Source organism: Friedmanniella luteola (assembly GCF_900105065.1).
Lineage (GTDB): Bacteria > Actinomycetota > Actinomycetes > Propionibacteriales > Propionibacteriaceae > Microlunatus > Microlunatus luteolus.
Window position 1 is genome coordinate 778,763 of sequence record NZ_LT629749.1, and the last position, 11,151, is coordinate 789,913.

The 11,151-nt window shown below is 75.4% G+C and carries 12 protein-coding genes; 5 read left to right on the plus strand and 7 right to left on the minus strand.

Going from position 1 to position 11,151, the window contains the following annotated elements; translation table 11 throughout:
• Nucleotides 1-127: 127 nt before the first annotated feature.
• A complete protein-coding gene (locus BLT72_RS22660; protein ID WP_091410247.1) occupies nt 128-427 on the plus strand; it encodes an SHOCT domain-containing protein in 300 nt (99 codons plus the stop codon).
• Nucleotides 428-524: 97 nt separating this feature from the next.
• On the opposite strand, the gene BLT72_RS03635 is transcribed toward BLT72_RS22660, so the two are convergent.
• Nucleotides 525-809 (minus strand): DUF1540 domain-containing protein, encoded by a 285-nt coding sequence (locus BLT72_RS03635; RefSeq protein ID WP_091410250.1) that lies wholly within the window; start codon nt 807-809, stop codon nt 525-527.
• 104 nt (nt 810-913) lie between these two features.
• Nucleotides 914-1,747, minus strand: coding sequence for an alpha/beta fold hydrolase (locus tag BLT72_RS03640; RefSeq protein ID WP_091410253.1), 834 nt, complete (start codon nt 1,745-1,747; stop codon nt 914-916).
• Between the two features lie 49 nt (nt 1,748-1,796).
• Between BLT72_RS03640 and BLT72_RS03645 the strand changes: the two genes are divergently transcribed.
• Entirely contained in the window at nt 1,797-2,498 is a 702-nt protein-coding gene (locus tag BLT72_RS03645) for a TetR family transcriptional regulator (RefSeq protein WP_091410255.1), read from the plus strand.
• An 18-nt stretch (nt 2,499-2,516) separates the two neighbouring features.
• On the opposite strand, the gene BLT72_RS03650 is transcribed toward BLT72_RS03645, so the two are convergent.
• The 4 genes from BLT72_RS03650 to BLT72_RS03665 all read right to left on the minus strand — a co-directional run bounded on the left by BLT72_RS03650 (nt 2,517) and on the right by BLT72_RS03665 (nt 8,061).
• A complete protein-coding gene (locus tag BLT72_RS03650; RefSeq protein WP_091410257.1) occupies nt 2,517-5,015 on the minus strand; it encodes an AAA family ATPase in 2,499 nt (832 codons plus the stop codon).
• 33 nt (nt 5,016-5,048) lie between these two features.
• Nucleotides 5,049-6,083, minus strand: coding sequence for an LLM class flavin-dependent oxidoreductase (locus BLT72_RS03655; RefSeq protein WP_091410260.1), 1,035 nt, complete (start codon nt 6,081-6,083; stop codon nt 5,049-5,051).
• A gap of 22 nt (nt 6,084-6,105) precedes the next feature.
• Entirely contained in the window at nt 6,106-6,873 is a 768-nt protein-coding gene (locus BLT72_RS03660; RefSeq protein ID WP_091410264.1) for a PIG-L deacetylase family protein, read from the minus strand.
• Nucleotides 6,874-6,948: 75 nt separating this feature from the next.
• The gene (locus BLT72_RS03665; protein WP_157720285.1) at nt 6,949-8,061 is read right to left on the minus strand and encodes a ScyD/ScyE family protein; all 1,113 of its coding nucleotides are present in this window, start codon (nt 8,059-8,061) and stop codon (nt 6,949-6,951) included.
• Between the two features lie 208 nt (nt 8,062-8,269).
• Here BLT72_RS03665 and BLT72_RS03670 point away from each other — a divergent pair, with 208 nt between their 5' ends.
• From BLT72_RS03670 to BLT72_RS03680, 3 genes are read left to right on the plus strand one after another with little or no spacing between them, the layout of a single operon-like run.
• Complete coding sequence (locus BLT72_RS03670; protein ID WP_091410269.1) at nt 8,270-8,611, plus strand: hypothetical protein; 342 nt, start codon at nt 8,270-8,272, stop codon at nt 8,609-8,611.
• A 34-nt stretch (nt 8,612-8,645) separates the two neighbouring features.
• A complete protein-coding gene (locus BLT72_RS03675) occupies nt 8,646-9,440 on the plus strand; it encodes an SDR family NAD(P)-dependent oxidoreductase (RefSeq protein ID WP_091410271.1) in 795 nt (264 codons plus the stop codon).
• Nucleotides 9,437-10,327: a TolB family protein gene (locus BLT72_RS03680; RefSeq protein ID WP_091410273.1), complete on the plus strand. Its 891-nt coding sequence runs from the start codon at nt 9,437-9,439 to the stop codon at nt 10,325-10,327. The genes BLT72_RS03675 and BLT72_RS03680 overlap by 4 nt, the downstream gene beginning before the upstream one ends.
• Before the next feature lie 282 nt (nt 10,328-10,609).
• Here the strand turns inward: BLT72_RS03680 and BLT72_RS22960 are convergent, their stop codons facing one another.
• Nucleotides 10,610-11,128, minus strand: a complete 519-nt coding sequence (locus BLT72_RS22960) for a winged helix-turn-helix domain-containing protein (protein ID WP_231930306.1) — start codon at nt 11,126-11,128, stop codon at nt 10,610-10,612.
• Nucleotides 11,129-11,151: the final 23 nt, after the last annotated feature.

Below are 11,151 nucleotides of genomic sequence, written 5' to 3' on the forward strand. Positions count from 1 at the left end.
GCCGCGAGGTCGACCGACCTCGACTCCCCGGACCGAGGACGTCTCCGATGCTCCAGCCCTGCCAGCGACCGGCTCCGCGCCGGTCACCGTCGCCCTGCCCGACCGCCCACCGCCCGGGAGCCCGGGCATGACGCCCCGGGACCTCGGCCCCGGCTTCCACAGCCACGAGACGTTCTTCGTGCTCCCCTTCCTCGCCGCCCTGCTCGTGCTGGTGGCCCTGACCGTCGCCGGGCTGCACCTGGTGCGCTCGGGGAAGCTGTCGCTGGGCGGGCCCGCCCGCCCGGAGGAGGAGGCCAAGCGGGTGCTCGCCGAGCGCTTCGCCCGCGGCGACATCGACGGCGAGGAGTTCATGGAGCGCTCCAGCCTGCTGAACTGGACGCCGGGCGTCGCGGAGGTCCGCCCCCGGCTCCGCCGGCTGCGCCGCTGACGACCTCCGGGCGGTCTGGTGCTGCTCCGTGGTCTCACGCCGCGGCGCAGTGCCGTGACTGCACGGCACTGCGCAGCGAGGTCGTGGCCGGACCGGGTCAGGCCGCCTGGTAGGAGAGGCAGCCGGCGTCCGCGCTGGTGGAGCCGACCGTGATGGAGGGGGCCCGGCACTCCAGGTCCGCGTTGTGCACGCAGTCCTGGCGCTGGCACGCGCCCACCTGGGCGACGACGTCGAGGCCGCCCTTCGCGTTGAGCGAGAGGAAGGTGCCGCAGGCGGCGGAGGAGTTGATCGTGACCGCGTAGGCGTGGCAGCCGTCGTGGTTGTAGGCGCAGCTGGTGGCTGTGCACGCGGTGACGTGCGGCATCTCCAGGGTGGCGGTCATGGTGTCTCCTCCGGGCAGGGTCGGTTGAGCCGAACGTAGCCCTCGAAAGGCGCTCTGACCAGGCAGGTGAGGCTTCGCTCACCGCTGCTGAGGTGAGGCTGCGCTCACCCCGCCGTCGCGCTCACCGGAGCGCCGAGGAAGTCGGCGAAGGGGCGGACGAAGGACGGCCGGGCGATGTTGGCGGCGTTGTGCGAGCAGCCGGGGAGGACCACGGCGCGGCCGCCGGGGATCGCGGCGGCCAGCGCCGCGCAGTTCTCGGCGAAGTAGGTCGAGCTCCGGCTCCCGGCCGCGAGGAGCACCTCGGCGGTGATGCCGGTGTAGTCGCTCGCCGGCCCGTCGTGCTCGGCGATCCGCCGGACCTCGGGCGGCACGGTGGGCAGCAGCTCGACGAAGCGCCGACCGATCGGGGTGCGCAGGAAGGCCCGCGTGAGCAGCTCGGCGGCGGCGTAGGGCAGCTTCGCCCCGGGGTCCTGGGGGTGCACGGCCCGGGCCATGACGGTCATCGCCCGGGCGTGCTGCCCGCGGCTCACGGCCTCCTCGAACGCCTCGAGGAACGCGAAGGACGGGCGACCGTCGACCGACAGCCCCGGGTCGTAGACGGCGATCCGCTCCAGCGGCAGCGCGAGCCCGGCCCGCAGGGCGACGAAACCGCCGCCGCTGTGGCCGAAGACCTGCCGGGCGCCCGTGTGCTCCAGCACCGCGGCGAGGTCCGCCACGTCCGTCGCCACGGTCTCGGTGCCGTCCAGCGGCGGGGAGCCCGGCCGACCGCGCCGGTCGTAGAGGTGCACGGTGCAGCGCTCGGCGAGGGCCGCCGCGAGCCGGTGGTAGTCGCGCGCGGCGATCCCCCCGCCGTGCAGGACGACCACGCCGGGGCCGGAGCCGACGGTGCTGACGAGGATCGTGCCCCCGTCGGCTGAACGGGCCGTGGACTCGAGCATCGGGCCTCCCTGGTGGTGCGAACAATGTTCGCAGTTTAGGCTGGTGCTCGTGCCGGACGCAACCCCCGAGGCCTCCACCGCCGGACCGACCCGTCCGTCGGTCTGGACGCGACCGGACCGGGGAGGCCGTGGCCCGCAGCCGGAGCACAGCCGGGAGGCGATCGCCGCGGCGGCCGTGGCGCTCGCCGACGCCGGGGGGCTGGGCGCGGCGACGATGCGCGCCGTGGCGGCCGCGCTGGGGACCGCCGCCGCCTCCCTCTACCGCTACCTGTCCTCCCGCGACGACCTGCTCGACCTGATGGTCGACGCCGTGCTGGCGGAGCTGCCCCCGGAGCAGCCGCCCGGCCCGGACTGGCTCGAGGACCTCGTCGACCTCGGCCGCGCCCAGCTCGACCTGCACCGGCGCCACCCCTGGCTGCTGGAGGCGGGGCTGCGGGGGACCGCCGTCGGGCCCCACGGCACCGACCACATCGAGCGCTGCCTCCGGCTGATGGCCCCGGCCGGCGCCGGGTCCGCGGCCAGGATGGAGGCCGTCGCGCTGATCACCGGGGTCGTCTCGCTGTTCGCGCGGCCGGCTCCGGTCGACACGCGGGCGCTGGCCCCGGCGGACCTCTTCGCGGTGGCGTCGGCGGACCGGCACCCCCACCTGGTGGCCGCGCTCACCCGACCCACCCCGCCCGGGCCGCGGCCGGACCTCTTCGAGCACACCCTCCGCAGCGTGCTGCGGGGGCTGCTGGTCGAGCCCGGCTGACCGCGCGCGGGCCCGGGGTCAGGCCGGCCCGGTCAGCCGGCGGGCGAGGTGCGTGCCGGTCGGCCCGGCGCGGCGGCGGACGACGTCGGCCGGCGGGCCCGCGTCCACCAGCCGCCCGCCCGCGTCGCCGCCGCCCGGTCCGAGGTCGAGCAGCCAGTCGGCGCCCAGGGCCACGGCGGCGTCGTGCTCGACGACGACCACGGTGCTGCCGGCGTCGACCAGCTCGTGCAGCAGCCGGAGCAGCCGCTCGACGTCGGACGGGTGCAGGCCGGTCGTCGGCTCGTCGAGCAGGTAGAGCGTGCCGGTCAGCCGGGAGCGCTGCAGCTCGGTGGCGAGCTTGATCCGCTGCGCCTCGCCGCCGGAGAGCTCGGTGGCGGGCTGGCCGAGCCGCAGGTAGCCGAGGCCGACGTCACGCAGGGCGGTCAGCCCGCGGACGGCGGCCGGGATGTCGTCCAGGGCCGTGACCGCGTCGTCGACGCTGAGGTCCAGGACGTCGGCGATCGTGCGGCCGCGGTGGGTGACCTCGAGGGTGTCGGCCGCGTAGCGGGAGCCGTGGCAGGTGGGGCAGGGGGCGTAGGTGCCCGGCAGGAACAGCATCCGGACGACCAGGAACCCCTCGCCCTTGCAGGTGGGGCAGCGACCGGCCGCGACGTTGAAGGAGAACCAGCTCGCCGTCCAGCGGCGGCGGCGGGCCTCGGGGGTGCGGGCGAAGACGGTCCGCACCGCGTCGAAGAGCCCGGTGTAGGTGGCCAGGTTCGAGCGCGGGGTGCGACCGATCGGCCGCTGGTCCACCACGACGAGCCGGCGGACCGCCGCCAACCCGTCGACCCGGCCGACCGACCAGCCGATCCCGGGACCGGCGTCGGCGACCGGGCCGCCCTCCTGCGGGGCGTCGTCGGCGTCCTCCGGCGCCGGTTCCTCCTCGTCGACGTCGGCGGGCAGCCCGAGGTGCGCCCGGACGACCTCGGCCAGGACCTGCGTGACCAGCGTCGACTTGCCGGCGCCCGACACCCCGGTGACCACCGTGAAGGCGCCGAGCGGCAGCGCGACGTCGAGGCCGCGCAGGTTGTGCGCCGTGACCCCCGTCAGGGACAGCCAGCCGCTCGGCGCCCGCGGCGCCGGCCGGAGCCGGGGGCGGTGCGCGGGGTCGAGGAAGCGGCGGGTCGCCGAGGCCGGCACGGCCTGCAGGCCCGCCACCGGCCCGCTGTGCAGCACCCGGCCGCCGGCGCCGCCCGCCCCGGGTCCGACGTCGACCAGCCAGTCCGCCCCGCGCACCAGCTCGAGGTCGTGCTCGACCAGCAGCACGGTGTTGCCCGCGTCGCGGAGCCCCAGCAGCACCGCCCACAGGGCTTCGGTGTCGGCGGGGTGCAGCCCGGCGGAGGGCTCGTCGAGGACGTAGACCACGCCGAACAGGCCGGACCGGAGCTGGGTGGCCAGCCGGAGCCGCTGCAGCTCGCCCGACGACAGGGTCGGCACGGCCCGGTCCAGCGCCAGGTAGCCGAGCCCCAGGTCGACGACGAGCTCGCTGCGGCCCAGCAGGTCGGCCAGCACCGTGCCCGCCGTGCTCTCCGGCTCGTGCTCCGCCGCCGCGGCGCGGAGCACCGCGGTGAGCTCGGCCAGCGGTCGCGCGGCCAGGTCGGCGATGTCCTGCCCGGCGAAGGTGACGGCGAGCGCCTCCGGCCGGAGCCGCCGCCCACCGCAGACCGGGCAGGGGGTGGCGTCGAGGTAGCCGCGGAGCCGGCGGCGCACCGGCGCCGACCGGGTCGACGCGAAGGTCTCGAGGACGTGGGCGCGGACGCTGGTCCACCGGCCCTGGTAGGGCCGCTGGATGCGGCCGGCCTCGCGCTCGGCGTGCACGGTGACGACGGGCTGCTCGTCGGTGAACAGGATCCACCGCCGTGCCTCCGGGTCCAGCTCGCGCCACGGACGGTCGACGTCGTGGCCCAGGGTGGCGAGGATGTCCCGGAAGTTCTTCCCCAGCCAGGCGCCCGGCCAGGCGGCCACGGCGCCCTGGCGGATGCTCAGCGACGGGTCGGGCACGACGGAGGACTCGCTCACGTCGTAGGTCACGCCGACGCCGTGGCAGTGCGGGCAGGCGCCGGCCGCCGTGTTCGCGGAGAAGGCGTCGGAGTCCAGCCGCTCGGCCCCGGCCGGGTAGGTCCCGGCGCGCGAGAACAGCATGCGCAGCGAGTTGGACAGCGTGGTCACCGTGCCGACCGACGAGCGCGACGACCCGGCGGCCCGCTGCTGCTGCAGGGCGACGGCGGGCGGCAGCCCGGTCACCGACGTCACCCGCGGCACCCCGGCCTGCTGGATCAGCCGCCGCGCGTAGGGCGCCACCGACTCCAGGTAGCGACGCTGGGCCTCGGCGAAGACGGTGCCGAAGGCGAGCGAGGACTTGCCGGACCCGGAGATGCCGGTGACGGCGACGACGGCCTCCCGCGGCAGCCGGACGTCCACGTCGCGCAGGTTGTGCTCCCGCGCCCCCCGGACCTCGATGAAGGCGTCGCGCGGCACCGGCTCAGTATCGGCCCTCGCCCTTCGACAGGCTCAGGGGGCGGGGGCGGGGGCGGTGGGCGTCCAGCCGAGCGCCGGTCCCAGGTGGGCGGCGATGTCGGTGAGGATCTGGACGTAGTCCTCGGGCTCGAAGCTGAACGGCAGGGCGAAGGCCACCTCGTCGACCTCCCGGAAGCCGGCGTGGGCGTGCAGCTGCTCCGCGATCTGCTCGGCCGGCCCCACCAGGTCCTCGGCGAAGAGCAGCCGACCGGGTCCCTGCGGGACCCCGACCCGGCCCCGGCGGCCGGCGGCGTACTGCTCGTACCTCTGCCGCTGGGCCGGCGTGGCCGAGTCGGTGGGGATGACGACGAGGCCCTGGGACACCCGGGCCCGCTCGCCGTCGGGGTGGGCGGCGCGGAAGGCGCGGACCTGCGTCTGCTGGATGGCGGCGAAGTCGACCGAGTCCTCGGCCTTGACCACGCTGCTGGTGAGGAAGTTCATCCCGTGCTCGCCGGCCCACCGCGCCGAGCGCAGGCTGGCACCGCCGTACCAGAGCCGGCGGGCCAGACCGGGGGAGTGCGGCTGCACGCGGTCGGAGAACACCTCGATGCCCTCGACGCCGCTCCAGTCCGTGGCGGGCTCGCCGCGCACCAGCCGGAGCAGCCGCTCGACCCGGCCGTAGCCGAAGTCCTCGCGGTCGGCGGTGTCGGGGTACAGCGCACGCTGCACCCGCTCCCACTGCATCGGCGGGCCGACGCTGACGCCGGGGTTGAGCCGTCCGCCGGAGAGCAGGTCGACGGTGGCCAGGTCCTCGGCCAGCCGCAACGGGTTCTCCCAGCCCAGCGGGATGACGGCGGTGCCCAGCTCGATGCGGTGGGTGCGCTGACTCGCCGCCGCCAGCACCGCGACGGGGGAGGAGATCCCGTGCTGCAGGTGGCGGTGCCGCACCCACGCGCTGTCGTAGCCGAGCTGCTCGCCGAGCGCGATCACGTCGAGGGTCGCCCGGTGCCCCGGTCCGGGGTCGGCCGGGTCGAAGACGCCGATGGTCAGGAAGCCGAGCTTGCGCAGCGGCTGGCCGGGCAGGGGCACGGAGTGGTCCTTCCGGGACGGGTCAGTTGAGGCGGGAGACGGCGAAGAGCTCGGCCAGCCGTCCCTCGGGCAGGCCGGCGAGCGCCGCGTTGCCGGCGTTCCAGCCGCGCAGCATCTCCTCCAGGCCCGCGCCCTGGTGACCGGTCTGGGACGTGTGCGCGGTGAGGGCGGCGACCTTGCGGTCGAACCGGTCGGTGATGTCGACGGCGTGCGGGAGCTCGGGGTGGCCCATCAGCCACAGCTCGGTGACCTTCCACGGCTCGAGGCCCTGCTCGAGCAGCTCCGGCCAGGCGAAACGGTTCTCCGCGGCCGGGTAGACGGCCCGCACGGTCGCCTCGCCCGCGGCCAGGTGGTCGGGGTGGGAGGCCTGCAGCCGCTGGTAGAGCCGCTGCGGCGACTGCGTCAGCACCCGCTGCGGCCGGACCTGCCGGATCACCTCGACGACGGCGCGCTGCAGCTCCCACGAGGGCTCCAGCCAGCCGTCGCTCCAGCCGTCCAGGAAGCGGACGTCGGTCACCCCCAGCTCGGCCGAGGCGGCCTGCTGCTCCCGCTCGCGGATCGCGGGCATCTGCTCGCGCGGGGTGTCGTCGAAGCCGCCCTGCTCGCCCCGCGTGCAGAGCAGCAGGGTCACCTCGACGCCCGCGGCGACCCAGCCGGCCAACGTGCCGGCGGCGCCGAAGTCGGCGTCGTCCGGGTGCGCGGTGACCACGAGGGCCCGTTGCACCTCCGCGTCGGGCACGGGCTCGGCCCAGCCGTAGGGGTTCGGGCGCGCGGGCGGCTGGTCGGTCACCCGCTCACCCTAGGCGGGGCCCGACGCCGACGTGCGGCCCCGGGGTGGAGCCCCGGGGCCGCACGACCGAGGACGTCAGCTCCGCCGGAGCGGGACGAACGCCTTCGGGCTGACGGTCACGACCTGACCGGCCGCGGGGATGCCGAGGAAGCCCGCGATCGACCAGGCCGAGGCGTAGAGCTTCCCGTCCCGCACCAGCAGACCGCTCGGCATGGTCACCTGCGCGTAGCTGCGCTTGTGCGCGGAGCTGGGCTCGCGCTTGACGATCTGGCCGACCGCGCTGGGGTCGAACCCGGGCGGCGGCGGGTCGTCGCCCTCCGGTGCGCCCTGGAGCAGCTCGGAGACGTACACGTTGCCCTTCTTGTCCACGGCCACGCCGGTCGGGGAGGTGAAGCCGCCGATCGTGTAGACCAGCTTCCCGGTCTTCGGGTCGACCTTGTAGACGCGGCCCTGGCCGCGGACCTCGGAGGTCAGCGCCGAGACGTAGAGCAGGCCGTCGGGACCGTAGGCCAGGCCGGTGGGGACCGCGTCGCAGCCCTTGCCGCTCGCGTTGTTGTTCGGCTGGTCCGCGCAGGCGCCGGTGACCTGGGTCGGGGGGACGAAGAAGGTCGACACCCTGCCCTTGCGGTCCACCTTGAGGACGGTGTTCGCCCCCGCGTCGGCCACCAGCAGGAAGCCGTTCTTGCTGCGGTCGCGGAGCACGTAGTAGGGGTTCGACAGGGCGTCGAGGGGTGCATCGTCGGGGCCGAACTGGGTCTGCCCGTCCGGGTTGGCCTTCAGCTCGTAGGCCAGCAGGTCGGCGAACAGCGTCGGCTTCTCCCCGGGCCGGGCGACCATGATGGCCGGCCGCGCGTCCCCTGCGGGGGCGTCCGGGGCCGGCCCGCCGGTCGCCACGTAGATCTTGCCGCCCACCTTGGCCACCCCCTGCGGGCTGGCCAGACCGGAGACGACGACGGACTTCGCGCCGGTCCGCGGGTTGACGCGCGTGATCTCACCCGAGTCGGACTCCGCGACGTAGAGCCGGCCGCCGTTCGCGCTGACCTGGCGGGGACCGTCGAGGCCGCGGGTCACCACCTTCACGGTCCCGGCCTTCGCCGGCGCGCTGTCGGCCCATCCCGGCGTCGCGACCAGCGCGACGGCACAGGTGGCCGCGGCCAGCACGAGGACCGGTCTGCTCCTTCTGAACATGCTTCCCCCCAAGGGTTCGTCGGGCCGCGCCGGGCACAGGCGCGGTCAGGGGCGACGCTAGTGAGGGCCCCGTGGCCCGGGGTGAGAGGTGAGAAAGTTGCCCACGACGTTCCCGGTGTGTTCACCGGGGAGCGTCCGACCCCCTCCGACGGCGCCGCGACGCGCCGGTGCCTTGACCGCTATTCGCACACGTGTTCGATACTGGGGCATGGCCACCCGGGACAACCTGCTCTCCTCCGTCCTGCACGGGACGGCCTGGCGGGCCGCGGTCGAGCACCGCTCCATCGACGACGCCCTCGTCGAGCTCCGCGCGCTCGCCCGCGGTCGCGACGACGTGCTGGCGGAGGCGGCCGGGGTGACGGCCGGTTCCTGGATGGCCTGGCCCGAGGTCCGCGTCGGCCACGAGCTGGTGGTCGCCGGACTGCTGGTGATGGCGGCCGAGCGGCTGGACTACGACCTCCTCGCGCACTGGGTGCGGGTGGGCTACGAACGGGGCCTGCAGGCCCGCCGGCCGGTGCACGGCGAACCGCTCGGGAACGGGATCGACTGAGCCGCCGGACGAGGGCGTCTGCTTGGGTGGGGTCGTGCACATCGATCTGAGCGGCCGGACCGCCCTGGTGACGGGCTCGACGCAGGGCATCGGGGCCGCCATCGCCGCCGGCCTGGCGGGGGCGGGCGCCCGCGTCGGCGTCAACGGGCGCACCCCGGAGTCCGTCGGCCGCGCGGTCGCGGAGCTGCGGCAGCGGCTGCCGGCCGCCGACCTGGTCGAGGTGGCGGCCGACGTCACCACCGAGGAGGGCACCGCCCGCGCCCTCGCGCTGCTGCCCGACGTGGACGTGCTGGTCAACAACCTGGGCATCTTCGAGGCGACGCCGGCCCTGGAGATCGACGACGCGGCGTGGCGGCGCTACTTCGAGGTCAACGTGCTGACCGCCGTGCGGTTGACGCGGGCCCACCTGCCGGGCATGACCGCGCGCGGCTGGGGGCGGGTGCTGAACATCGCCAGCGACTCGGCCGTGGTCATCCCCGTCGAGATGATCCACTACGGCACGTCCAAGACGGCGCTGCTGGCCGTCTCCCGCGGGTTCGCCAAGGAGGCCGCGGGCACCGGCGTCACCGTCAACGCCGTCATCGCCGGGCCGACGCACACGGGGGGCGTCGAGGCCTTCGTCCGCTCGCTGGTGGGCGACGAGCTGCCCTGGGACCAGGCGCAGCGGGAGTTCATGCGCCACCACCGACCCCAGTCGCTGATCCAGCGGCTGATCGAACCTGAGGAGATCGCGAACATGGTCACCTATCTCGCCTCGCCGCTGGCGTCGGCGACCACCGGCGGCGCGCTGCGCGTCGACGGCGGCTACGTCGACGGGATCCTCCCGTGAGCCTCGAGCCCGGGGTCCGGGCCGAGCTGCGGGTGCACACGCTGTCCACCGGGGCGGACCAGCTGGTGCTGGCCACCGACGCCCACGTCGAGGCGCCGAACTGGACGCCGGACGGGAGGTGGCTGGTCGTCAACGCCGACGGACGCGTCTACCGCATCCCGGTGGGGGGTGGCGCGCTGGAGCTGGTCGAGACCGCGCCCCTCGACCAGCTCAACAACGACCACGTGCTGAGCCCGGACGGGCGGACCCTGTACCTGTCCTCGTCCTCGGACGGGCACCTCTACCGGGTGCCGCTCACCGGCGGCCGACCGGAGCGGATCACCAACGACCGCGGGCCCGGGTTCACCCACTACCTGCACGGTGTCTCCCCGGACGAGACGATGCTGGCCTACGTCGGCGTGCAGACCGACGAGCAGGGCCGGCGCACCAGCAACATCTTCACCGTCCCCAGCGCCGGCGGCGCCGACGAGCAGCTGACCCGCACGACCGCGCCCACGGACGGGCCGGAGTACAGCCCGGACGGCGCGTGGGTCTACTTCAACAGCGAGCTGCGGCCCGAGGGTGCGCCGGCCGCGGCGCCCGGGCACGCGCAGGTCTTCCGGATGCGCCCGGACGGCAGCGGCATCAGCCAGCTCACCGACGACGAGGCGGTGAACTGGTTCCCGCACGTGTCCCCGGACGGGACGACGGTGCTGGTGCTCAGCTTCCCGCCCGGGACGACCGGTCACCCGGGCGGACGCCAGGTGCGGTTGCGGACGATGGGCCCGGCCGGGGAGGACCTGCGCGACGTGCTCGCCTTCCGCGGCGGCCAGGGCACGGTCAACGTCAACAGCTGGGCGCCCGACTCCGACCGCTTCGCCTACGTCGCCTACCCCGCGACGACGTGACTTAGGACCCTGGTGCCGGGCCCCGGCGGCCGCTACCGTCAGGCCGACACCGTGGTGGTCACGACCGCTCGCCAGTCCCGGTTGACGACGGGGGATCACCGTCAGACACAGGACGAGGACGACCTCGGCGCTCGGGGGTCAGACGTGGTCCGGCTCCGCCGGACCGTTCGCCGGACCTCGAGTCGCCGGAGCTCGAGGTCCGCCGGCGCCCCCGTTGCCTGAGCTCGTCGGAGGCCCTTCGACAAGTTCAGGGCGCGGACGACAGCGGGCGCAGAGGAGTGCTCAGGGGCCCGACGTCGCCGCCAGCACCACGAAGAGCGGGATCAGCCGCTCGGGGGGCACCTGGTGCTGGCCGCGGGTGGTGACGCGGAGCCAGCCGCCGCCGACCAGCTGGCGCAGGTGGTGGTAGATCTGCCCCGTGGTGCCCAGCCCGTCCGCGTGCGCCAGCTCGGCCGCGGTGCGGGCGCGGCCGGTGGCCACGAGCTGCAGGATCTGCATCCGGGACGGGTGGCCGAGGGCGGCCAGGGCGGGGACCGAGGTGGTCCAGTCCGTGGTCGTCAGGTCCTCGGCGCCGCGGGTGATCTGCCAGGAGACGGGGGCGCCGTCGGCGTCGGCCGCCGTGCCGCCGAAGGCCACGGCCGCGGCGAGGTCGCGCTCCCGCAGCGCGTCCAGCAGCCAGAAGGTGTCGGCTGCGGTGCCGCCCGCCGCCGGCTCCTCGCGGGGCTCGTCGCCGCCCAGCCGGGCCTCCAGCCGCCGGACCCGCTCCTCCAGGTCGGCCAGGGCTTGATCCCTCGCGTCCACCGGCGCTCCTGCCGCTCTTCCGT